The organism is Mucilaginibacter lappiensis (assembly GCF_900155965.1).
Lineage (GTDB): Bacteria > Bacteroidota > Bacteroidia > Sphingobacteriales > Sphingobacteriaceae > Mucilaginibacter > Mucilaginibacter lappiensis.
In genome coordinates this window covers 594,195-617,088 of record NZ_FTMG01000002.1, presented here as the reverse complement: position 1 = coordinate 617,088, position 22,894 = coordinate 594,195, and the positions used below count along the sequence as shown (strand labels likewise).

General features: G+C 44.2%; 20 protein-coding genes. 6 read left to right on the top strand and 14 right to left on the bottom strand.

All coding sequences use genetic code 11. From position 1 onward, the window contains the following. The first annotated feature begins 49 nt into the window (after positions 1-49). The 4 genes from BW976_RS06770 to BW976_RS06755 all read left to right on the top strand — a co-directional run bounded on the left by BW976_RS06770 (position 50) and on the right by BW976_RS06755 (position 4,798). A complete protein-coding gene (locus tag BW976_RS06770; protein WP_076371679.1) occupies positions 50-1,990 on the top strand; it encodes a vWA domain-containing protein in 1,941 nt (646 codons plus the stop codon). A 151-nt stretch (positions 1,991-2,141) separates the two neighbouring features. Continuing rightward, positions 2,142-2,702, top strand: a complete 561-nt coding sequence (locus BW976_RS06765; protein WP_245834651.1) for an AraC family transcriptional regulator — start codon at positions 2,142-2,144, stop codon at positions 2,700-2,702. A gap of 103 nt (positions 2,703-2,805) precedes the next feature. Next, a complete protein-coding gene (locus BW976_RS06760; RefSeq protein WP_076371677.1) occupies positions 2,806-3,540 on the top strand; it encodes a heavy-metal-associated domain-containing protein in 735 nt (244 codons plus the stop codon). A gap of 364 nt (positions 3,541-3,904) precedes the next feature. Further along, positions 3,905-4,798, top strand: a complete 894-nt coding sequence (locus BW976_RS06755) for a PfkB family carbohydrate kinase (RefSeq protein ID WP_076371675.1) — start codon at positions 3,905-3,907, stop codon at positions 4,796-4,798. 158 nt (positions 4,799-4,956) lie between these two features. On the opposite strand, the gene BW976_RS06750 is transcribed toward BW976_RS06755, so the two are convergent. The 8 genes from BW976_RS06750 to BW976_RS06715 form a co-directional block, all read right to left on the bottom strand. Next, the gene (locus BW976_RS06750) at positions 4,957-5,715 is read right to left on the bottom strand and encodes a tetratricopeptide repeat protein (protein ID WP_245834650.1); all 759 of its coding nucleotides are present in this window, start codon (positions 5,713-5,715) and stop codon (positions 4,957-4,959) included. Positions 5,716-5,869: 154 nt separating this feature from the next. Continuing rightward, positions 5,870-7,702, bottom strand: a complete 1,833-nt coding sequence (locus BW976_RS06745; RefSeq protein WP_076371673.1) for a BatD family protein — start codon at positions 7,700-7,702, stop codon at positions 5,870-5,872. A gap of 126 nt (positions 7,703-7,828) precedes the next feature. Then, positions 7,829-8,587, bottom strand: a complete 759-nt coding sequence (locus BW976_RS06740) for a tetratricopeptide repeat protein (protein ID WP_076371671.1) — start codon at positions 8,585-8,587, stop codon at positions 7,829-7,831. Continuing rightward, positions 8,584-9,624: a vWA domain-containing protein gene (locus BW976_RS06735; RefSeq protein WP_076371669.1), complete on the bottom strand. Its 1,041-nt coding sequence runs from the start codon at positions 9,622-9,624 to the stop codon at positions 8,584-8,586. Before BW976_RS06735 ends, BW976_RS06740 begins: the two co-directional genes overlap by 4 nt. 147 nt (positions 9,625-9,771) lie before the next feature. Further along, positions 9,772-10,773, bottom strand: coding sequence for a vWA domain-containing protein (locus BW976_RS06730; RefSeq protein WP_175614057.1), 1,002 nt, complete (start codon positions 10,771-10,773; stop codon positions 9,772-9,774). Then, positions 10,770-11,852: a BatD family protein gene (locus BW976_RS06725; protein ID WP_245834649.1), complete on the bottom strand. Its 1,083-nt coding sequence runs from the start codon at positions 11,850-11,852 to the stop codon at positions 10,770-10,772. Before BW976_RS06725 ends, BW976_RS06730 begins: the two co-directional genes overlap by 4 nt. Before the next feature lie 5 nt (positions 11,853-11,857). Then, positions 11,858-12,733: a DUF58 domain-containing protein gene (locus BW976_RS06720; RefSeq protein ID WP_076371667.1), complete on the bottom strand. Its 876-nt coding sequence runs from the start codon at positions 12,731-12,733 to the stop codon at positions 11,858-11,860. 142 nt (positions 12,734-12,875) lie between these two features. Next, on the bottom strand, positions 12,876-13,931 hold the full coding sequence (locus tag BW976_RS06715; RefSeq protein ID WP_084192087.1) for an AAA family ATPase: 1,056 nt from the start codon (positions 13,929-13,931) through the stop codon (positions 12,876-12,878). 289 nt (positions 13,932-14,220) lie between these two features. Between BW976_RS06715 and BW976_RS06710 the strand changes: the two genes are divergently transcribed. Beyond that, positions 14,221-15,264: a hypothetical protein gene (locus BW976_RS06710; RefSeq protein ID WP_076371665.1), complete on the top strand. Its 1,044-nt coding sequence runs from the start codon at positions 14,221-14,223 to the stop codon at positions 15,262-15,264. A gap of 173 nt (positions 15,265-15,437) precedes the next feature. On the opposite strand, the gene BW976_RS06705 is transcribed toward BW976_RS06710, so the two are convergent. After that, positions 15,438-16,289 carry a DUF4198 domain-containing protein gene (locus tag BW976_RS06705; protein ID WP_076371663.1) on the bottom strand — a complete coding sequence of 284 codons (852 nt, stop codon included), beginning with the start codon at positions 16,287-16,289 and terminating at the stop codon, positions 15,438-15,440. Between the two features lie 59 nt (positions 16,290-16,348). Between BW976_RS06705 and BW976_RS06700 the strand changes: the two genes are divergently transcribed. Then, positions 16,349-18,328, top strand: a complete 1,980-nt coding sequence (locus BW976_RS06700; protein WP_076371661.1) for an alpha-ketoacid dehydrogenase subunit alpha/beta — start codon at positions 16,349-16,351, stop codon at positions 18,326-18,328. A gap of 226 nt (positions 18,329-18,554) precedes the next feature. On the opposite strand, the gene gldD is transcribed toward BW976_RS06700, so the two are convergent. From gldD to BW976_RS06675, 5 genes are all read right to left on the bottom strand, one after another. Then, the gene (gene gldD, locus BW976_RS06695) at positions 18,555-19,133 is read right to left on the bottom strand and encodes a gliding motility lipoprotein GldD (RefSeq protein ID WP_076371659.1); all 579 of its coding nucleotides are present in this window, start codon (positions 19,131-19,133) and stop codon (positions 18,555-18,557) included. Continuing rightward, entirely contained in the window at positions 19,130-19,930 is an 801-nt protein-coding gene (locus BW976_RS06690) for a shikimate dehydrogenase family protein (RefSeq protein WP_076371657.1), read from the bottom strand. Before BW976_RS06690 ends, gldD begins: the two co-directional genes overlap by 4 nt. 75 nt (positions 19,931-20,005) lie before the next feature. Next, entirely contained in the window at positions 20,006-20,596 is a 591-nt protein-coding gene (locus tag BW976_RS06685) for a hypothetical protein (RefSeq protein ID WP_076371655.1), read from the bottom strand. After that, on the bottom strand, positions 20,589-21,335 hold the full coding sequence (locus BW976_RS06680) for a YoaK family protein (RefSeq protein WP_084192086.1): 747 nt from the start codon (positions 21,333-21,335) through the stop codon (positions 20,589-20,591). Before BW976_RS06680 ends, BW976_RS06685 begins: the two co-directional genes overlap by 8 nt. 143 nt (positions 21,336-21,478) lie before the next feature. Continuing rightward, positions 21,479-22,882, bottom strand: a complete 1,404-nt coding sequence (locus BW976_RS06675) for a discoidin domain-containing protein (protein WP_175614056.1) — start codon at positions 22,880-22,882, stop codon at positions 21,479-21,481. Between the last annotated feature and the right edge of the window lie 12 nt (positions 22,883-22,894).

Below are 22,894 nucleotides of genomic sequence, written 5' to 3'. Positions count from 1 at the left end.
CGCTATAAAAATCACTAATTCACTAAATCAGTAAATCAATAATTATCAAATGAAACAGCTACTATTCATTTTAATATTCGCGGGCCTAACCGGGTTTAAGCCTGCCAGCGACCGCCACATCAGTGGAACAATTTATGACGACAAAAACCAGGCCTTCCCCGGGGTACAGGTAACTATCACGGGAACCAAACAAGGCACGCAGACCGATGCCAAAGGACATTATGCTATTGATGTGCCCGCAGGTAAAAGCAATCTCACTTTCAGTTTTATAGGTTTTGAATCACAAACTATAAAAATCGGCAAAAGCAATACGCTTGATGTTCATCTAAAAGCATCCAATCAAACCTTAAGAGAAGTAGTGATAACAGGTTACGGTATACAGCATAGAAAAGAGATAACCGGGGCGGTTGCTATTGTTAGTGCACCACAAACCGATCAAAAGTACTCAGCACCAGTAGCCGGGGTCATCGCCGGTAAAAACGCGAGGCATTATAACAAATCTGTTCAGATGAATCAAATACAAATCATGCCATCTCCGGTTACTGATAATGAAAGCTATAAAGGCATTAACGAAAATGGTTTTAAAACTGTTGAAAGCGAGCCATTATCTACCTTTTCTGTTGATGTTGATGCGGCTTCGTACAGCAATGTAAGGCGTTTTATCAACAATGGTCAACTGCCACCTGCCGATGCGGTACGCATTGAGGAAATGATCAATTATTTTCATTACAACCTGACTGGCCCAACCAATAACGAACCGGTTGCTATACATACCGAACTTTCCACCGCGCCATGGAACGGTAATCACCGCCTGCTGCGCATTGGTCTGAAAGCCAAAACCATCCCTAATGATAAACTGCCGGCATCAAATCTTGTATTTTTGATTGATGTTTCCGGATCAATGTATGAGCCTAACAAATTGCCGTTGGTACAATCATCTTTAAAAATGCTGGTTAACCAATTGCGCCCGCAAGACAGGGTAGCCATTGTGGTATATGCCGGCGCTGCAGGTGTGGTTTTACCGGCCACATCGGGCGATAAAAAGACCACCATCAACAATGCCATTGATAACCTGCAGGCAGGTGGCTCAACAGCCGGCGGCGCGGGTATTAAATTAGCCTACAAAATTGCCCTGGAAAACTTTATGAAAGGCGGCAATAACCGCGTGATGCTAGCCACCGACGGCGATTTCAACGTAGGTGCATCCAGCGATGACGATATGGAAAAACTGATTGAGAAAGAACGGGAAAGCGGTATATCCCTATCCGTTTTGGGCTTTGGTATGGGTAATTACAAAGACAGCAAAATGGAAACCCTGGCCGATAAAGGCAATGGCAATTATGCCTATATTGATAACATTACCGAAGCCCGCAAAACCCTGATCAGTGAGTTTGGCGGAACTCTTTTTACGATTGCCAAGGACGTAAAACTGCAGGTTGAATTTAACCCCGGCAAAGTGCAAGCCTACCGTTTACTGGGCTATGAAAACCGCGCGCTGAACAAGGAGGACTTTAACAATGATAAAAAAGATGCCGGCGATATGGGATCTGGCCATACCGTAACTGCTTTTTACGAAATTGTACCCGCCGGTGTTAAAGACGACTATTCGGGCAGCGTTGATCCGCTGAAATATCAAAAACCAAAGCCTGTGCCTTATACCAGTTCATCCGATGAAATGCTGACCATCAAGTTCCGGTACAAACAACCTACTTCTTCAGTAAGTAAAATGAGTCATACAGAAGTATATGATAAGCCGGTAGCCTTAAATTCCACCTCAACCGATTTTCGGTTCGCCGCTGCCGTAGCTGAATTTGGTATGCTGCTGCGCGATTCGCAATTCAAACAACATTCTACTTATGACCAGGCCATTAAAATGGCCCGCGCGGCCAAAGGCGACGACAGCGAAGGTTATCGTGCAGAGTTCATTAAACTGGCCGAAAACGCCAGGCTATTGAGTCCCAGCAATAAAGTTTTGGCAGTTGAGGAATAGACCTTAGATGTGCAAATATGCGGATGTGTGGATTGTAAATGTGGTGATAATGGATTTGAGGTCATAATTCATCTGCAAATCTGAAATCCGCATATTTGCACATCTGAAATCTGCATATTTGCACATCTACATATTTGCACATCTGAAATCTGTGAAACTGTACATCAAAAACATGGTATGTAACCGTTGCAAAATGGCGGTACAAACCGAACTGGAAAAAGCCGGCCTGGAACATTTAAGTGTGGAGCTGGGCGAGATCAGCCTCAAAGAAAAACCGGGCGACCAACAGCTTCAGCAACTGGAAAAATCACTGACAGCACTGGGGTTCGAAATGATAGACAATCAGAAAAGCCGCCTGATTGAGCAAATAAAAACCGAGATCATTAAGCTGGTACATTATACCGATACTGCCAACCCATTAAAACTTTCGACCATCTTAGCCGATCATCTGCATCATGATTATAGTTACCTGAGCAATCTGTTTTCATCCGTTGAGGGCACTACGATAGAAAAGTATTACATCGCCCAAAAAATTGAAAAAGTAAAAGAACTGTTAATCTATAACGAGCTGAGTCTGTCGGAGATCTCTTATCAATTAGGTTACAGTAGCGTAGCGCATCTTTCGGCCCAGTTTAAGCAGGTAACCGGGATGACGCCTTCGCAATTCAAGGGTTTGCAAAAGCACGCCCGCAAAAATATCGATGATGTATAAACCGCCTCCTTTGCGATAAAGATCTTATAACAACCATCCATAATTCTGTAAAGCCAGCCGGCAGTGTTGTAGGTAAATTTGTGTTATCAATTTAATATAAATCATGACACACACTTATCAAATAACTGGCATGACCTGCGGCGGTTGTCAAAATAAAGTTCAAACCCTGCTTTCACAGGTAAAAAATGTACAAAAGATAGATATTTCCCTTGCCGAAGGCACTGCGGATATCACCATGACGCAGCATATCCCAACAACTGCACTGCAGGATGCCTTAAAAAACTATCCCAAATATCAGCTTACCGAGGTACAGCATACCTCTGCCATGAGTATGGATATGGATACCGAAAACCGTACCTGGCTGGCCACCTACAAACCCATCCTGCTCATTTTCGGCTATATTTTAACCATAGCTATTATAGCAGGATATATGGAGCACGGGTTTATGACCATGACCGCCATGCGCGTATTTATGAGCGGTTTTTTCCTCACGTTTTCTTTTTTCAAACTGCTTAACCTGCAAGGCTTTGCCGATAGCTACTCCATGTATGATATTGTAGCCAAACGCTTCAAGGCATGGGGGTATATTTATGCTTTTGTTGAGCTGGGGCTGGGTATAGCCTTCGCGCTGGATGTGCAGCCCTTTGCGGTAAATGCAGTCACCTTTGTGGTGATGACTGTAAGTTTGATAGGCGTACTGCAAAGTGTACTCAACAAACGCAAAATCCAGTGTGCCTGTCTCGGGGCTGTTTTTAATTTACCCATGAGCACTGTTACCATTGTAGAAGATGCCCTGATGATTGCAATGAGCGGGGTAACTTTGTTGGCTGTTCTTTAAGAAACTCCCAGGTTACAAACGGCTGGTTATTTTCCCTTAACAAAACAGCCCGGATTTCCTTTTTGAGTGGAAACCCGGGCTGTTTATACATATAAATATACGCAATATTTAGCGGAGTACGGAGTCCAACATCCTTCAAAAGAATATCAAATTCCGAGGGTTTTTATTCATAATTCAACATCGTTATTCTGTGTTCGATATTAAATTCTTAACTTAATATCGAAGTAGCAAAAAATACCCGCTACATGTCATTTTTTTGCATGTAACCAGCATTATACATTTAATAAACCATCTTATTACCTACCTTTGCGGTTTGCTCCTGATATAAAACAGCAAGGGCAATGGATCATTAAACAGGAACTACATGTACGATATTTGTTGCATAGGGCATATTACGTTAGATAAAGTGGTGACACCACAGGCGGTTAAACATATGGCCGGTGGTACATCTTTTTATTTTTCGAGCGCCATCCGTCATATGGATGTGAGCTATACTTTGGTAACCTCACTGGCAGAAAGCGAAATGCCTACCGTTGAAGCTTTACGCGCCAAAGGCACCGAGGTACATGCATCTACCTGCGCCCATACCGTATATTTCGAAAATATTTACTCCGGCAATCAGGATCACCGTACTCAACGTGTGCTTCAGAAAGCCGATCCTTTTACTGTAGAACAATTGCAGGGAATTAATGCCCAGATATTTCACTTAGGTCCGCTTTTGGCCGATGATATCCCGGTGAGTCTCATCAAAGAGCTGAGCAGTCGTGGCAGGGTATCGTTGGATGCGCAGGGCTATTTACGCAAGGTGGAAGATAAAAACGTGATCCCTGTTGATTGGCCCGCCAAAAAAGAGGCCCTCCAATACATTGATATTTTAAAAGTAAACGAACACGAACTGGAGGCCCTTACCGGATTGACAGATATTAAAAAAGGCGCGTTGGTACTGGCCGATTGGGGCGTGAAAGAAGTAGTGATTACCCTGGGTAGCATGGGCTCCGTAATTTATGCCGGCGGTCTTTTTTACAACGTGCCTGCCTACATCCCTACAGCGGTTGTTGATGCTACCGGCTGTGGCGATACCTATATGGCCGGCTATTTATACCAGCGTATCAAAGGTGCATCGTTCCAGGAAGCCGGCGAATTCGCAGCCGCAATGGCCAGCTTCAAAATAGAATCATCAGGACCATTTACAGGTACCAAAGAAGATGTGTTGAATTTGCTGGAAGTAGGCGATAAGACCTTTGCTGTTTATAGTTAATGGTCGATAGACCATGGACCATAGTCGATAGTTCATACCAGCTGATGAGTCATGGTTGAGTTTCCATCAACCATGGTCGATAGTCCATAGTTGATGAGTCATCGTTGAGTTTCCTTAAACCATGGTCTATGGTCCATCGACTATGGACCACCATCACCTTATATCTCCCTGATATCCGTAGCCGTTATCCAGCCCTCGTTTCCATTAGATAGCCTGATTTTCACCCAATCATTATTATGTTCCAGGATATCAACCTTGGTGCCATCGTGCAGTACAAACAGGTCTTTCGATTTCAGGGTAGGCGCGCTTTTGATGGTCACCGAACCGCTGAAAACAATGGCCTCGTGATGACTGTCAAAATAATCGGCCTGGCGACCAGCTACAAAAATGCAAACCAACCCTAAAAACACCAGCGCTAAAGCCGAGTAAAAAGATACTTTTTTAACAGTTACCGATTGGGTAAAGCGATATAAGATCAACAACAAGGCCCCGGCCAATATTAGCAACACACTCAGTACAGCCAATGTACCTAAGGAGCAGGCCAGGATAAATCCGTGCCACCATTTGGTAATGAAAAACTCTGGTGTGGCTTCTAACTTATCGGTGGTTTTTAAATTGGCCAGCTGAATATTGATGCGGATATCCTCATCGCCCGGCGAAAGCTTGTGCGCCTTTTCATAATACAGCAATGCCGATGGTATATCGTCGTTTTTGTAATAGGCATTACCTAAATTAAAGTAAACCGCAACCGAGCGGTAACCACCATCAACCAGTTTCTGGTAGGAAGTGATAGCCTCTTTATATTGCGCTTTGGCATATTCGGCATTACCTTTTTTAAACAGCGCCGATGTAGCATCATCGCTGAAAGCCAATAGCGGTGATATGATAAACAATAATAAATATATAATACGCCTCATCGGGGTGATTAATTAGTGATTTATTGAATTAGTGATTTCATCTGCCGTTAAATAGTCAGACTTACAAAGTTTTAAAAACTTCGTAAGTCTTTGAAAGATGATTTCATCCGCACATCTATAATCTGCACATCCGCACATTTGCATATCTGCACATCTATATTTTATCTTCAATGTCATTGATCATGTTTTTGGCTTTGTCAAACATCTGCTGTTCCGAAATACCCGATACCGGGGCATAACGCGCCATATCGCACAGATCAAGCGTATCCAGCAGTTCATTGATCAGGCCTTCGTCCAGCGACCGTGCCTTCAGTTCCGAAGCAATCTTTTCACGGTTCAAGTCGGCTGCGGCAATATTCAACTTATCGCTTAAGTAACCATACAGCCCCCTGAACACATTTTCGTAAAAAGCCTTGGAATTATTGACTTTTAACTGCGCCTGTGCGCTGGCCAGGTGTTTGGCTGCTATTCTGCCCGCTTTCCGTTTTTTTACCTCAATAATATCGCTGTTATGCTTTTCGTACCATTTACCGTATATCAGCGCACCTAAAAACAAAAGCGGACCAAAGGCCAGTAAACTATAGTATAGGTTCGAGTCATAAAAACCTTCGCCATTTTTGGTGATATCGCCGCTGGTTTTAATATAGCGGATATCCTTGTTCAATAGTTTTACATCCTGTTTATCAGCACCCGAAAAAGCGGTTACATTATTTTCCAGTGTCCCTTTGTTTACCTTTATCATGAAGCCCTGGGTTGGCAGCGATACGTATTTGCCGGTAGCCGGGTTAAAGTACGAAAACTTAAGCGGATCGATGTTATAATCACCCTCATGTCGGGGTATCAGCAAATAGCTATAGATACGAGTGCCTGTTTCGCCGCTTTCTTTTTCGGCAATGGTGTCCTCAGTCTTTGGATCGTACTTCTCAAAATCGGCAGGAAAAACCGGGCTTAAAGGCTTTAACAGCTTCAGGTTACCCGTTCCCGAAATTTTAATGCTATAATTGATGGGATCATTAGCCTTGATCTCTTTTTTATCCAGTGATGTACTGATAGAGAACTTACCCACGGCACCACCAAAGCCATCGGGTTTTCCTGGAGGTAATGGCTTTACATGAATAATGGTCGGCATGCTTTTGATCTTGTATTTCACATCATTGTAGGTACCGAAAAACTGCCCGAACATATCGTCGTCGCTTGCTTTGGCGGCCTCGCGAATCACAAACAGCATAGTTATCGGATCAATGGTGATATTACCCGTATGCTCGGGGAACAGGATATTCTTTTTCATATCAGCCACGTTGAACTTTACGCCTTTGTAAGTTTCCACATGCCAATTCGGGTTCTGATTCGCGCTTTTGATATCCTGGCTAAAAAAGCCGTTCAAATCCGGAAGTTTTTCAGGCTCACTACCAACTATAGCTACCCGTGTATACAATTTGTAGGTTAACGTGATTTGCTCACCCAGGTAAACATTACTTTTATCTACATCGGCCCTGATGAATAATGATTTATTAATATCCGTACCCGGTCTTTTCAACGTAACCCGGCTATCGGGGGCGCTTTGCGACTGAGCGGCCGCTGCCGCCGCGGCAGCATTATTCTGTTGAGCAGCAGAACCTTTTACCACCTTTATCTTCATTGGTTTAGTACTCAGTTGCCGGCCACCCGAAAAAATAGTTGCCGGCCCAATGGTATAGGAGCCCTCTTTTACAGCAACCAGCACATAACTATAAGCCATACTAGAAGAGGCGTTACCATTGATAACCTCCATGCTAGTAGATACATTAGGGCCAGACACTACCAGGAAACCGGTAAATGAGGGCGGCGTAAAACGGTCGCCGTTATTATTGATGGTAAAAGTTACTTGAAACTGCTCTGTTGTACTCACTTCTGTTTTACTTGCCGAAGCCGTAAAATGAATATCGGCAGCAAAAAGCAGGCTTGTACTCAGCAGTAGTAATAACAATATGAAGTATTTTCTTTTCATTCTTATCAAGTCGTAAGTCTAAAGTCTTAAGCCTGTAGTTCTAAGTAAAATAAATGATAATGTTCAACTTAAGCCCAAGGATCTAAGACTAAAGACTTAGAACAGCAGACTTAAGACTCAAACGTGCTACCATTCTTTTTCTATGTGCATTTTGGCGCCCTTTTGCTTTTTATTTTTCAGCTTATCCTGCGTTTGTTTTTCGTCGTTGTTCAGGGCTTCCAGCATGCGTTCCGCATCTTCTTTTGATACGTTATTTGGATCGGGTTTCTGATCACCGTTATTCTTGTTCTGGTCGTTTTTATCCTTGCCGTCTTTATTATCGTCCTTCTTATCTTTATTGTCCTTATTCTTATCGTCGTTCTTTTTGTCCTGATCCTTCTTATCCTTGTCTTTGTTGTCCTTGTTATCTTTATTCTTGTCTTTGTTCTTGTTGTTTTTATTCTTATCCTGTTTTTGCTTTTGTTTCAGCTTTTCCTGGGCATACGCCAGGTTATAGCGGGTTTCCTCATCTTCGGGATTGTTCAGTAACGATTTCTTGTAAGCCGTTACGCTTTCTTCCAGTTTTTTTGACTGCAACATGGAGTTGCCCAGGTTATGATAGGCTTTGGCCAACACGTTTTTATTTTTGCTTGCTGCCGCTATCTTGCTAAACTGCTGCCCGGCATCGGCGTATTTATTTTGCTTATACAAGGCATCGCCCAGGTTAAAATTACCTGCAACGGTTTTTCCTTGCTTACCGATGGATACCCGGTAGTTGTTTTCGGCATCCTTATAGTTTTGCTGCTGGTAAAGTTGGTTACCCTGCCTGATATACTTTTTTTCCTGCTGGGCAAAAAGGACAGAAGCCTGCAGCACTAATATAACTACGATGATATATTGCTTCATGACTTTTTTACTTCAAATAATTTCAACGCACTTAACCGCATGTTTTTACGGTTAGATATAAAAAACTCTGCCACCAATAAAGCCAACGCTATAGCCAGAAAAAACTGAAAACGGTCCTCAAAATCCTTGAATGATTTGTTATCATACTCTTTGCGCTGAACTTTAGCTATCTGATCCATCACAATGCTTAAACCACTGTTGGAGTTATTGGCCCTTACGTAGATGCCACCACCGGCAACGGCTATATCCTTACCCATTTGTTCATTCAACTTGGTGATGATCTTATTGCCTGAGTTATCCACGCGATCGGTGCTTCCGGGGTTATTCGGCTCAGCCGGAATAGGCGCGCCCTCTGCCGAACCCACTCCAATAACGTTCACCATAACACCTCTGCTTTTGGCTGCCGATGCGGCCTCCATAGCGTTATCTTCATGATTTTCGGCATCGGTTATCAGGATCATGGCTTTACCCGTTCCGTTCTTAAAATCAAATGATTTCACACCGAGCTCGATAGCCGCTCCTATAGCCGTGCCCTGGGTAGGGACCATGCCCGTGCTTACGGTATTTAAAAACAGCTTGGCTGCCGAGTAATCTGTGGTCATGGGCAATTGTACGTAGGCCTCGCCTGCAAAAACAATCAAACCAATACGGTCATCATGCATCCTGTCTATCAGTTGCGAAATAGCCCGCTTGGCATTTTCCAGGCGGTTTGGCGCCAGGTCGCGCGCCAGCATACTGTTGGATACATCAAGCAGTATCATTAAATCGGCGCCTTTGCGTTTTACTTCTTCGGTTTTGGATCCCAGCTGCGGGTCGGCCATGCCGATGATCACAAAAGCATAGGCCACCACAAAAAATATGAATTTGAGCCATGGCCTGGAGAACGAAACCTGCGGCATCATCAGGCGCACCACCGTTTTATCGCCCAAGGAGGCAATGGCTTTCCTTTTCCAGCGGCTTACCAAAATAAACAGCAGGATAAATACCGGAATAACCAGCAATCCCCATAAAATATCTGTATGTGCAAAACGTAGCATCTTCTTTTTTGTTAAGAACCGGGAGCCAAGAATCAAGAGTCAAGACAAATGCAAAAATATTGCTGACTCCAAATTCCTTACTATAACTTATTGATTAAACCCATTATTTTCTTGACTCTTGATTCTAAATTCTTGATTCTAATTTAATTATGTTAAAGCTCCTTTGAACAAGCTATTTTTTAATAAAAACTCAAGCGACAATAATGCCAGCGCGATGATAGCCCAGGGCAAAAACATCTCTGTTTTTCTTCGGTACTGGGTTACATCTATCTTAGCTTTCTCCAGCTTATCAATCTGTGTGTATATCTGTCTCAGTGTTTCGTTATTGGTTGCTCTGAAATACTTGCCCCCGGTAATATTGGCTATTTTTGATAGCGTACCTTCGTCAATATCAACCTTCATGCGCTGATATTGTATTCCCATTGGTGTAGGCACCGGGTAAGGCGCATAACCATTGGTACCCAAACCCACGGTATAAACCCTTACCCCAAACTGCTTAGCAATCTCGGCAGCCGTGATGGGCGGTATAGAACCGGAGTTGTTGGAACCATCGGTAAGCAAAATGATTACCTTGCTTTTGGCGGTACTGGTTCTTAAGCGGTTTACGGCGGTAGCCAGTCCCATACCTATAGCCGTTCCGTCATCAATCATCCCGTTCTTAATATCCGAGAATACATTGATCAATACATCGTGATCGATAGTGAGCGGGCATTGCGTAAAACTCTCACCGCTGAAGATCACTAGGCCGATACGATCGTTGGGGCGGTTTTTAATAAAATCAATAGCGATATTTTTACCTGCTTCCAGGCGGTTGGGTTTAAAATCTTCGGCCAGCATACTGCCCGAAATATCTGAGGCAATCATAATGTCGATACCCTCGGTAGTACTATCCTGCCAGCTTAATGACGACTGCGGCCTTGCCAGCGCCACAATTAAGGCAGCAATAGCCAATGATCGTAGCGCGATGCCCACGTGCCTGAAACGGGCGGTATAGCTTTTTTTAAAGGCAAAACTCTTTAAAGTAGGTACGCCCAGCGTCCCCTGTAGCTGGCGCTGTTTCCAAACGTACCAGGCCACCATTAATGGTATGATGATAAACAACCAGAAAAACCCCGGATGGGCAAACTCTATTCCTTTAAACCAGCTCATTTGTTATCCTCTTGCTTTACAATGGGTGGTTGAATGGCTTGCTGCGTTCTGTTTACAAAGGCAACGGCATTATCCATGCTTTGTTCATTATCCTGCGGCAATGGCTTTTCTTTCGCAAATTTTACCAAATCGGCCAGTATCAGTACCTGGCGCAGCGCGTTGCGGTTTTCTTCAGTTATATCCATGTAGCGCAGGCTGGTGAATATCTCATCGGAGGTTTGTTCATGCGCTTTGATCACATAACGGTTTTCTAAATAATCACGAATGATATCGGTAAGCTCGGTATGGTACTGTTTAGTCTGCTCCTGTTGCCACAGCTTTCTGTTGCGCAGTTCGGTTAGTTTTTGCAGCGCTAACAGATGAATAGGCACCAACGGTTTCGGCTCTTCTACCACTACCTCTTTCTTATTCTTTTTCCGGACGTAATAAATCACAAAAAGTATCCCGCCAATCAATATAACCGCTTCTATAATGATTACCAGGGTCAGGTGATCCATCAGCCAGTCTAAAAAAGTATACTGAACAATCAGCGGCTGCTTGATGTCATAAGCGGCTTTGGTAGTGTCAACCGCAACGGTGGCCACGATCAGCTTCAAAGGCTCGGTTTTAACCTCACCGCTTGCTGTATGGAACGCGTAAGACGGGATAACATATTCGCCGCTATCAAATGCGGTAATGGTATAATGATGCCCGATAGTTTCGATACTGGCATCACTTTTATCAACTACTGTATCGGCTTTACCGCTTACGATCAAAATTTTATTGGCAATACTATCTGCCAGTACCGGGAAATCAACCTGATCTTTCACGTGCATACGGGCAGTGATGTGCAGCTGTGTTTGCTCGCCTATTTTAATAGCCTTACGGTCAATTCTGGCTCCAACCTCCACATTCTGGGCACTGCTTTGGAAAGCAAACCCGGTAAGCAGGATACTTAGTATCGATAAGCGATAGGTTATACGTTGTATGTTTGACGTTGTACGTTGAAAACCAATAACTGCGGTAGCCTCAAAAGCCAAACGTATAACATATAACATATAACGTACAACGTCAAACATAAAACGTATAACGTATAACATAAAACTCATCTTTTGCCTTCCCGCTTTTTAAATAATGTCATCAGTGGTTTCACGTATGATTCATGGGTGCCAATGCTGGTAAAATCTACTCCGGAGCGGCTAAAAGTTTCCCTTAGCTGACCGTTCCTCCTTAGCCCCTCAGCTTTAAAGGCTGTACGTACAGCCTCATCGGAGGTATTCACCCAGAGCAGTTCGCCGGTTTCTTCGTCCTTCATCGGGATAAGGCCCAGGTTCGGGAACTCTTCTTCGTGCTTGTCATAAAGGCGCAGGGCAATCAGGTCGTGTTTTTTATTGGCGATCTTTAACTCATCCTCAAAAGCGGGACTTATAAAATCGGAGATAATAAAAGCAGTACATTTTTTTTTGATGGCCCGGGTAAAGAATTTGAGCGCCTCGGCAACGTTAGTTCCCTTATTTTCGGGCTTAAAGTCAATCAGCTCACGAATGATCATCAGGATATGGCTGCGGCCTTTTTTAGGCGGAATGAACTTCTCGATTTTATCGCTAAAAAACAGTACACCCACCTTATCATTATTCTGTATGGCCGAAAATGCCAGTACCGCGCAAAGCTCGGTGGCAATGTCCTGCTTTTGCTGATTTTGCGTTCCAAAATTCTCGGATCCACTTACGTCAACCAGCAGCATAAAGGTAAGCTCGCGTTCCTCGTCAAAAACTTTCACGTAAGGGTGGTTAAAACGGGCGGTTACGTTCCAGTCGATGGTACGAATCTCGTCGCCCAGTTGGTATTCACGCACCTCACTAAAAGCCATTCCACGGCCCTTAAAAGCCGAATGATACTCGCCCGAGAATAAGTGGTTACTTAACCCCCGGGTCTTGATCTCGATCTTCCTTACTTTTTTTAGCAGTTCTTTGGTATCCATAAGCCCCCTCTAAATCTCCCCCGGTAGGGGAGACTTTTTGATTGCAGTGTTTAATTTCCCTTTTAAGTCCTCACATTTGTTACCACCCCTCCATAAAACTTAAAGTCTCCCCTACCGGGGGAGATTTAGAGGGGGCCGGCTATTAAGGCACTTCTACCACGTTCAATATCCCTGTAATAATATTTTCACTGGTGATGTTCTCTGCCTCGGCCTCGTAGCTTAAACCGATACGGTGACGCAGTACATCATGGCAGATAGCACGCACATCCTCAGGGATCACATACCCCCTGCGTTTGATGAACGCGTAGGCCTTTGCGGCTAGTGCCAAATTGATACTGGCCCTTGGCGATGCGCCAAAGGTGATCAGGTTTTTATAGTGCGCCAATTTAGCCTGCTCCGGGAAACGGGTGGCGAAAACAATATCAATAATGTATTGCTCAATCTTTTCGTCCATGTATACTTCCCTTACAATTTTACGGGCGCGCACAATTTCATCCGGCTTAATAACAGGTGAAGGTTTTGGCATACCGCCCGGTAATATATTGGCGCGGATAATTCGTTTCTCTTCTTCCTTGTCCGGATAGTTGATCACTACTTTCAGCATAAAACGATCGACCTGCGCTTCGGGCAGCGGGTAGGTACCTTCCTGCTCAATGGGATTCTGGGTTGCCAGTACCAGGAAAGGGTTTGGCAGCGGGAAGGTGTTATCGCCAATAGTTACCTGGCGTTCCTGCATCGCTTCCAGCAGCGCGCTTTGCACTTTGGCAGGCGCACGATTGATCTCATCGGCCAGGATAAAGTTGGAGAACAGTGGCCCCTTACGCACAATGAACTCTTCTTTTTTCTGATTGTATATCATGGTACCCAGCAAATCGGCGGGTAAAAGATCGGGGGTAAACTGGATACGGCTGTAATCGGCCTGTATCGCTTTAGCCAGCGTGTTGATGGCCAGCGTTTTTGCCAGTCCCGGAACACCTTCCAAAAGGATGTGCCCATCGGCCAGCAAACCGATCAGTAATCGCTCCACCATATATTTTTGCCCGATGATCACTTTATCCATTTCCATTTTCAGGATATCGATAAAAGCGCTTTCTCTTTGTATCATTTCATTCAGCGCCCTGATATCGGTTGAATACGATAAGCTACCAGGTACAGTGCCTGATGAAACGTTTTCAGTATTACTTTTTAATTCTTCCATGCTTCTTTTTTGTTCGGTAGGCAAACTTACTCACACTAACATTTTTTCGCCAAAAAAAATGCCCGCTTAAATGTTAAAATTTGTTAAATTTTTGTCGTTGCCCGTAAATATATAGGTTTTTATGAGGCGAGGAAATAAAAGCTTAATGCACAAAGCAGAAAGCTCAAGGCCACTATGGTATAAAATAGAGCTTTAAGCTTTGTGCCTTTAGCTTTTAGCATCAACTTCGCATTTTTAAAACAGAACGATTTGCCTACCTTTAAAGTATCCATCAGCTATTGGAATATCCATGTATAAAAAATATTTATCCTTTGCTTTATTTATCAGCATCCTATTTTTCTCAGGCATCGTTTACAGTCAAAGCGCTTATAAAAACATCCCTCTTCCAAAAAATATCAGCAGTGTAAATGAAGAGTTTTCGGGCATGACTCTATACGCCGGCAGGGTTTACCTGGAACCGCAATATGGAAGTCATAAAGAAACCAAGCTCAACGGCAACTTTTTTTTATACAGCCTGCTAGCCGATAGCGTTGGCCGCGTGATTGACGGCAAGGACACCGCATTAACCACCTACAGGGCTGTACGCGTTAAAAACCTGGACAAGCTACCTGATTCGGTAAAAACTTATTATGAAGGTTTTGAAGCGATAAGCATCGTTAACAATACAGCCTACTTATCTATCGAAACTAACGACACTTACGATTATTGCTTTTTACTCCGGGGCACTCTGGATACCCTGCAAAATACCATCACTATTGATCCCCTGCATTTTGCAACGCTCAAAAGACCACTGCGTATTTACAACGCTGGTTTTGAAAGTGTAACCTGGCTGCCTAAAGAGAAAAAGCTGCTGGCTTATTACGAGTACAATGGCATGCCCGGTGGTGGTAAGGGCTACCTCATTGATACTTCGTTTCAGAAAGCGCCGCAATCTGTAAAAGTACCATTCCTTTATTTCAGGATAACGGATATGACGGCTACACAAAAAGATAAGATCTACGGCATCAATTACTTTTGGAACGGCGACTATGATGCCTACCTGAATAACGATCAACTTAAAAACCAGGAAGAAAGTATAAAAACAACTATTCCCGATTTGAAGGATAATATCACTAACAGCCCGGATTACCTGAAAAAGAAAAGCACCAGCTATGGCCGTATCGTGATGCTCAAGAACCGGAAAGATAAACATTGGAAACAGGTAACCTCAGCTTTCCCGGCGCCAAAAAATAACTGGGAAGGGATAGCGCTTTACCGCGATGGCGCATTAATTGTTACCGATGCCAACCGCAGCAGTAAACAGCTGACTACGTTTGGGTATGTAAAATTTTAAATAATATGGGCGATTTACATTTCAAGTTGTCATCCTGAGCGTAGCGAAGGATCTATTCGCAGATATGCATATTGAAGAGTATATTCTTCGCTACGCTCAGAATGACAAACTAGTTTTACTGATTATTTTCTAAACATCTGCACATCTTAAACCTGCACATCCGCACATCTACCTCAATGCTTATCGCCAAAGCCAAACTCTTTATAAGTGTTAGGTGCGCTATCGGCGTTTTTGAACGCGAAAGTGAATGTGGCTCCCCAGCTTTCAAAATCGGCATTTTTATCGGTTGACGTTTCCACATGTACCGAGCTGATCATGTATACGCCCTCGCGGCTTAATTTAAAATAGATCTGCCCCTGGGCATCAGAGCTCAATTTTTGCGGAAACACATTACCGTTTATCGTTCTGATATACACAATCACCACGGCGTCCTTTAAAGGTTTACCTTTAAATAATATCTTGGCAGTTACATCATCGCCATAGCTGGCTTTATATGGGTTTTGCTGTATTACTATTTCATAGGTCTCGCCCAGCGGTTTATCAAAATCTTTACCACTGGGTTTATCTACTGTTATCAGCGTTTTTAAATACCGGTTTGTTTTTTCGACAAAGTACTGCTGGTTGCTGTTCTTGGCGTCTTCGGCTATTTTATCCAGACCTTCGTTTTCCAGGTATTTTAAGAATTTATTTCTTTCCGATTCGATGCTTTCGCTTTTCACCATCTCAATGAGGGCCATTCCGCTACTCTCCAACTTGTAATTCAACACATTGGCCGATGTATCTTTAGGGGCCTGGCTCAGGTCCGTTTTTTTCGATCCTTCATAAAGCATAAACTTGGAAATCTTGGCGTCTTTATACCGGTATTCCGCATCTTTTTGAAATTCATTACCGCTTAACAAGTGCAGGCTCAGCTTGTCGCCTTTTTTCATATTAAAAGTTTCGGGCAATAAAAAATAATCCTGCGAGCTGGCGGCAAACCCAATAATCAGCAATAGCGCGAGGAGTAAAAGTCCGTTTCGTTTCATAGTTATTAGATAGGATTACCAAACATACAAAGTTTTAAAAACTTCAGTAGTTTTACACTATGATTTTTGACCGTAAAAGCCTGAATAACGAAAATTTAACATTTTTTTACAAAAAATTGTTGCTGCCGCGCCTCATTGAGGAGAAGATGCTGATCCTTTTACGCCAGGGCCGTATTGGCAAATGGTTTTCGGGGATAGGGCAGGAAGCTATTGCCGTGGGCAGTACGCTGGCCATGCAAAGCGATGAATATATATTGCCCATGCACCGGAACCTGGGTGTTTTTACTACCCGGGATATCCCGCTTTCCCGGCTGATGGCGCAGTGGCAGGGCAAGCCTTCGGGTTTTACCAAGGGGCGCGACCGCTCTTTCCATTTCGGCACGCAGGAATATAAGATCATCGGGATGATATCGCACCTGGGGCCGCAGTTGGCCCTGGCCGATGGTATTGCCCTGGCCGATGTTTTAGCCGAACGAAAAAGATCGACCCTGGTATTTACCGGCGAGGGTGCCACCAGCGAAGGCGATTTTCATGAAGCCCTCAACATTGCCTCGGTTTGGAAACTGCCGGTTATATTTTTGATAGAGAACAACGGCTACGGGCTTTCGACCCCCGTAAATGAACAATACAATTGTTTAAAGCTGGTTGATAAAGCGGTAGGATACGGTATAGAAGGCCGCCGCATTGATGGCAACAACATACTGGAGGTTTACCATACCATCAAGGAGATTAATGAAAGCATCCGCGAAAACCCGCGACCTGTTCTACTGGAGTGTATGACCTTCAGGATGCGAGGGCACGAGGAAGCTTCTGGAACCAAATACGTTCCGAAGAATTTATTTGAATGGTGGGCCGGCAAAGATCCTGTAGCCAATTTTGAAAAATATTTACTGGACGAAGGCGTGATCCGCCCCGAATGGATCCCTGTATTCAAAAAGGAGATCACCACGCTTATTGAAACGGAATTTGAAAAAGTATACAACGAGGCAGATATTGTACCGGACATAGCCACCGAAATACGGGACATGTACCAGCCATACCAGTTCCCGGTAAGTCAACCAGCGGTAACCCCGGCAACCCATAAACGTTATATTGATGCTATAAGCGATGGCCTACGCCAGGCCATGCGCAAACATCCCAATTTGGTGATCATGGGCCAGGATATTGCCGAGTACGGCGGCGCCTTCAAAATAACCCAGGGCTTTGTGGAAGAATTTGGCAAGCCACGTGTACGCAATACCCCCATTTGCGAATCGGGTATAGTAGGCACAGGTATGGGCCTGGCACTGAACGGTTACAAAGCTATTGTTGAAATGCAGTTTGCCGATTTTGTGACCTGCGGTTTTAACCAGATCATTAACAACCTGGCCAAAACACACTATCGCTGGGCACAGGCGGTTGATGTAGTAGTGCGGATGCCTACGGGAGCGGGCACTGGCGCAGGCCCCTTCCACTCACAAAGTAATGAAGCCTGGTTTACCAAAACTCCCGGACTTAAAGTGGTTTACCCAGCTTTCCCGGCCGATGCCAAAGGTTTACTGTTAGCCGCTATTGACGACCCCAACCCGGTCATTTATTTTGAACATAAGTATATGTACCGCAGCATCAGCGGTGATGTGCCTGATCATGATGTGCTGATAGAAATTGGCAAGGCTAATGTGGTAAAGCAGGGTATACAAGCCAGTATTATCACCTTTGGGTTAGGTGTACACTGGGCTTTGGAATATGCCGAAAAACACCCGGAACTATCCCTCGAAATCATCGATCTGCGCAGTCTGCTGCCCTGGGACCACGAAGCGGTGGAAGAAAGCGTAAAGAAGACGGGCAGGGCTTTGGTATTGCACGAAGATACCCTCACCAGTGGCTTTGGCGCAGAAATAGCTGCCCATATAGCCGAGCATTGTTTTAAATACCTGGATGCCCCTGTGATGCGCTGCGGTAGCTTGGATACTGCTATCCCCATGAACAAGGACCTGGAAGACCAGTTCTTGGCGAAGGCACGATTGGATGAAACGGTGGGTAAACTGCTGGCCTATTAACAGGGTGTCATACTGAGCACCGTCGAAGTATGGTGGGCAAGCCTCTGCGCGCAACCCTTTGACAGGCTCAGTGTGACAGGTCTTCTTTTTCCAAACGGTTTGTCATGCTGAACAGAGTGAAGCATCTATTGTACTGCATGCATATCGAAGAAGATCCTTCGCTATCGCTCAGGATGACAAATTTATTTTTTTGCCTTGTTTCTTGATTCTTATCTCTCGCCTCTACCTATTTCCACTTAAAACTCTTAATCATCACAGCTACATCCTGCTTGATAAAATTGAGCACGGGCTGAATGGAGTCCAGGCGGGGTTCGGAGTTAAAGTATAGGGCGCCGCGCAGGTAGTTTTTGGTACTGTCGGTCAGGAAAAACTGGGCCGATGAAGCCGCGTTGCCGTCGATGGTATAGTAAATACCGTAAACCTTACGGTCGGCATAGCCTATTACGCCTTCATCTATAGAAGTAGCCTTTACGGTATGTTTAAAAGCGAAGGTGCGGGCATCCTCCACCAATTCATTAAATACTTTTTTGGAGGTTACCGGCTGATAGCTTAAATGTAGCGTGGCATGAAATTGCGGGAACTGCATATTTACCCAGCATGGCTTAGCTCCTTTGGTTCTGTCGGGTTCAATAATGGCATATTTGGGATAGCTGAAGGAATAGGGGCAACCCGTATTGTAATCCTGATATTCCTTTTTAGGAAAAGCAATGCGGTAATATCCCCGCGGTTTTGGCGAATAATCATGGTTACCGCCGCATGCCGCCAAAAAGAAAAGGATTGCCATCAATAGTCCTGCATATTTCATACCCGCCTGTCTTTAGTATTCCAGATCTCCCATGATCTTTCTGCTTGCAGTACCAGCATTTCATATCCGTTTTTGGTTGCGGCGCCTTGCTCCCGACCTTTTTTTAAGAATAAGGTTTCTTCGGGGTTGTAGATCAGATCATACAGCAAATGCTCATTGGTTATGGCCTCGTAAGGGATGGGCGGGCATTCATCAATTTTGGGTGCTGTACCAACAGGGGTGGTATTAATAATAATCTTATGCTGTTTAATATGATGCGGTTTCAGATCGCTGAACAAAATATGATCGGGATGCGGTTTTCGGGTAACCGTTTTGTAAGCGATGCCCATGTTTTCCAGCACACATTTTACCGCTTTTGCGGCACCGCCATCGCCCAGTACCAGGGCTTCATCATTAGAATCTTTGATCAGCGGACGGATAGACATCTCAAACCCATACAGATCGGTGTTATATCCTTCTAATCTGAAATCATGCCCCTCTACGCCAACTTCACCTGTAAAAGCCGCTTGTAAAGGGCTTTCGGCAATTACGCAGATACAGTTTACTGCTCCGGCCTTACGGGCGTCATGTTCAATCCAATCCAGGTAAGGCAATACGGCCACCTTGTGAGGAATGGTGATATTAAGACCGCAGATATCCGGGTGTTCATCCAGCAGATCCTGCAGATCTTTAATATTTTCGAGAGGATACAGTTCGTAAGCAGCATCCGTTATATTTTCGTTCTTGAATTTTTCGGCAAAGTATTTCTTTGAAAAAGAATGTGAAAGGGGGTAGCCTATAAGCCCGTATTGTTTCATGGCGTAATATTAGCAAGAAAACCGCCAAGTTTAAATACTGAATTTCAAAAGCAGATACCCAGAGAACTCTGCGAGCTAAGGTTTGATCTCAATATCCGGGATTTTATATCCCGCAAATTTATTGAGTTGTTTAATCCTGGTTCCTTTTAGGGCAGTAAGGAAAGCTTTAATATTTTTTCCATAAGCCCTTTCGCTTATCCCAATCAGTAAAACACCTTTATGCCCCGCTTTATCTGTATAGCTTCTGTACCTGTAAATGTTGTGCTCAACTATATTTAAACTGCCGCTACTGCTATCACTCAATATAAAATCAAGCATAAGCTCTCCTGCTTTTTCATAAAGCTCGTAATTAATAATAGGGTCCGATGGTTTTTGTTTTTCAAGCTCGACCTTTTTTTGTTGGATCAATTGACTGACAGTCGCTTCGGTTATGGCAAAATCCATCACCAGCATATGATCAAAATGCTCAGATGTTTCACCAGCAGGTAAATATTCCTGCTTATAATAGTTTTCGGCAGGGTGCGAACTCCAGGATAGTTTATAATGTAAATTATCAAAAGATTGCTCTTCGGCAATGTTAAAGTAATTTTTAACATCGGCAGGTAATGGAGCTACAAAGCTGCTCAATAGGATCAAGGCTGTAGCCGCTACTAAATTCTTAATCATGTTTTTTAATTCTAAGATACAAAATTTTCGCCTTTTGCCGGCGCCAGCAAATAACGAATGCGATAAGTAAAGTGCCTGCGGGTATAAACAGGGCATAATCATGCATACGTTTGGTGGTTAGTGCGGCCAGGATAGCACCTGCTAAAAAGCAAACGCACACAAAGCCAAACATACGGGCTTCGCGCAGGGCAACAGGGTTACGGGCGGGCATCGTTCCACGAAAAAAAGCTTCGGCAAAACGGCGCAGGTTGCCAGTGGTCATGACGGAATTGTAAGTCCATTCTTCCAACTTGGTAAAGCTGGAATTTTGCATGGCCGCTACCAGCGATATAGCAAGCACTAAGGGGATGTCGGGAAAAGAATCTGATAAAAATGAGCAGGCAATAAGCACAACGATTTCAAATCCCAGGCAGGTTAACGCAGGTTTGGGCAGATATTTTAATACCGATGGCAGGTGCATACGATAAGCGAAGAACACCCCGATCAAAAATGCTATAATAGGCGGAATATGATGCATGGCCTGCTGCCAATCGCCCATTGCGGTGTACATACCCAGAAACACAATGTTACCCGTCATGGAATTGGCGAATACGCCGCCATGCCCAACATAAGTAAATACATCCAGGAAACCTCCTGAGAGGGTTAACAAAGCCGCCACCTCTATAGAATTATCAGAGTACACCTGTACGGTCTCTTGTCCGGTATTTTCTATTGATGAATTTTCAGCTTCAGTAGTCATAGCTGTTGTTGAATAGTTTTATAGCTCAAATGATATTCATGTCCAAGATAGCTAAACAAACTTATTGCAAAGGCACAAAAACGAATAAGCCGCGATACTATCGCGGCTTATTTAAAACTTACTGCGGTTATTTAAAATAGGGGTTATTGACTAACAACAGCCCATTCGCTCAACTGGAAATCGGGGCTTCCGTTGTTTGCAGTGATATACAGACGGTAGTATTTGTAAGCAGTGCTATTGGTGAACGTATAACTTTTGGTTTGATTGCGGGAAGGAAAACTTTCATTGGTACGCACATCCAACTGAGTGAAGTTACTGCCATCATTGGAGCCCATTAATTTCCAGCTCTTAGGATCGCGATCAGGTGCATCATTGCCCGAAGTGAGGGCATATCCTTTGAGTACTACTGCCGATGGATAGGCTAGCTGAGCCCAGAAGCCCGTATCATAACCTGCCACAAAAAACTTGGAGGTTAGGTCATTATCGATCATTTTTAATGAACCTTCGTTTGCGCCCGGGCCACCGCTGTTTTCTTTGCTAACGGTAAGGGTTACGGTTGTTGGGGTGCTGCCGGGGTAAGTTACATTGGGGAATGTTGCCTTAGCCTGTTCCAATTGTACGGTCCAGTCGTTGCCTTGTTCGTCCTTATTTCCAAAAGCAGTAAGGGCCAGCTGTTTCAGATCAGCGCCTGCGGCGCCGCTCCAGAAATGTACAAATTCGCCAAAATTCATCCCCCTGGTATACTCGCTGATATTGGTTACGCCGTTTGAAACAGTATGTTTTGGAAAATTAGCAGCCAACAATGTAAAATATTTGTTAAGCACCGCGGTTTTTCCGTATTGGGTATACAGCGGGTAAAACCAATCTTTAAACCAATGCGTATTGGCCCGTGGATAGGTATCGGAGTTATTTAATACCAGGTTGTACCAGCGCTGGGCATCGGATGTTCTGCCCAGGCCAAGATACACGTCATAAATGTACATCTCCATCCATTTGCTATCATGCCAGATACCAAACGCGGGCGAGTTATGTACATTTTTGGAGGCTCCCTCCACAATGTGTCCAACTTCATGAGTGGTGAGGTCAAGGTCATTTCCGGTTCCGGCGGTCCAGGCGGTGGTGCTATTTGATCCGCAATCAATTACATTCCGGTAATCGTGACTGCCATCCATATATACACTAGGGTGGCCACCGCTGTATTTGGCGGTATGCAATATCACATATAACCGGGTTTCTGCTCCAAATGAGCCGTAAGTTTTCTTAGTGTAATTCCAAACTTGTGCCAGGTAGGTGTAGGGCCATGTGATGCTGCGGTCAACATCATTATCATAATAAACCGCTACGCTGGTATCGCTGAATACGCGGTTAAGTAACTGATTGTGTTCAAACCAATGCTCCTGCCAGGTAAGCGGGGTGTCGGCCTGGGTAGTTAATTTACTGTTTTTCTGAGGATCGTTTTTGGATTGATCGGCAATTTGAGTTTGCTTTGAACAGGACATGACGGCCCCAAGCAGCAGGGCGCTCAAAAACGTAGTTTTGATTTTCATAGTGTGGTGTTT

Bases quoted from the DNA above. Each gene is read 5' to 3' on its own strand.
- BW976_RS06755 (WP_076371675.1), top strand. From the start codon at position 3,905: ATGTACGATATTTGTTGCATAGGGCATATTACGTTAGATAAAGTGGTG.
- BW976_RS06740 (WP_076371671.1), bottom strand. From the start codon at position 8,587: ATGAAGCAATATATCATCGTAGTTATATTAGTGCTGCAGGCTTCTGTC.
- BW976_RS06680 (WP_084192086.1), bottom strand. From the start codon at position 21,335: ATGACTACTGAAGCTGAAAATTCATCAATAGAAAATACCGGACAAGAG.
- BW976_RS06715 (WP_084192087.1), bottom strand. From the start codon at position 13,931: ATGGAAGAATTAAAAAGTAATACTGAAAACGTTTCATCAGGCACTGTA.
- gldD (WP_076371659.1), bottom strand. From the start codon at position 19,133: ATGAAATATGCAGGACTATTGATGGCAATCCTTTTCTTTTTGGCGGCA.
- BW976_RS06690 (WP_076371657.1), bottom strand. From the start codon at position 19,930: ATGAAACAATACGGGCTTATAGGCTACCCCCTTTCACATTCTTTTTCA.
- BW976_RS06760 (WP_076371677.1), top strand. From the start codon at position 2,806: ATGACACACACTTATCAAATAACTGGCATGACCTGCGGCGGTTGTCAA.
- BW976_RS06710 (WP_076371665.1), top strand. From the start codon at position 14,221: ATGTATAAAAAATATTTATCCTTTGCTTTATTTATCAGCATCCTATTT.
- BW976_RS06725 (WP_245834649.1), bottom strand. From the start codon at position 11,852: ATGTTATACGTTATACGTTTTATGTTTGACGTTGTACGTTATATGTTA.
- BW976_RS06700 (WP_076371661.1), top strand. From the start codon at position 16,349: ATGATTTTTGACCGTAAAAGCCTGAATAACGAAAATTTAACATTTTTT.
- BW976_RS06730 (WP_175614057.1), bottom strand. From the start codon at position 10,773: ATGAGCTGGTTTAAAGGAATAGAGTTTGCCCATCCGGGGTTTTTCTGG.
- BW976_RS06735 (WP_076371669.1), bottom strand. From the start codon at position 9,624: ATGCTACGTTTTGCACATACAGATATTTTATGGGGATTGCTGGTTATT.
- BW976_RS06705 (WP_076371663.1), bottom strand. From the start codon at position 16,289: ATGAAACGAAACGGACTTTTACTCCTCGCGCTATTGCTGATTATTGGG.
- BW976_RS06750 (WP_245834650.1), bottom strand. From the start codon at position 5,715: ATGAGGCGTATTATATATTTATTATTGTTTATCATATCACCGCTATTG.
- BW976_RS06685 (WP_076371655.1), bottom strand. From the start codon at position 20,596: ATGATTAAGAATTTAGTAGCGGCTACAGCCTTGATCCTATTGAGCAGC.
- BW976_RS06675 (WP_175614056.1), bottom strand. From the start codon at position 22,882: ATGAAAATCAAAACTACGTTTTTGAGCGCCCTGCTGCTTGGGGCCGTC.
- BW976_RS06720 (WP_076371667.1), bottom strand. From the start codon at position 12,733: ATGGATACCAAAGAACTGCTAAAAAAAGTAAGGAAGATCGAGATCAAG.
- BW976_RS06770 (WP_076371679.1), top strand. From the start codon at position 50: ATGAAACAGCTACTATTCATTTTAATATTCGCGGGCCTAACCGGGTTT.
- BW976_RS06745 (WP_076371673.1), bottom strand. From the start codon at position 7,702: ATGAAAAGAAAATACTTCATATTGTTATTACTACTGCTGAGTACAAGC.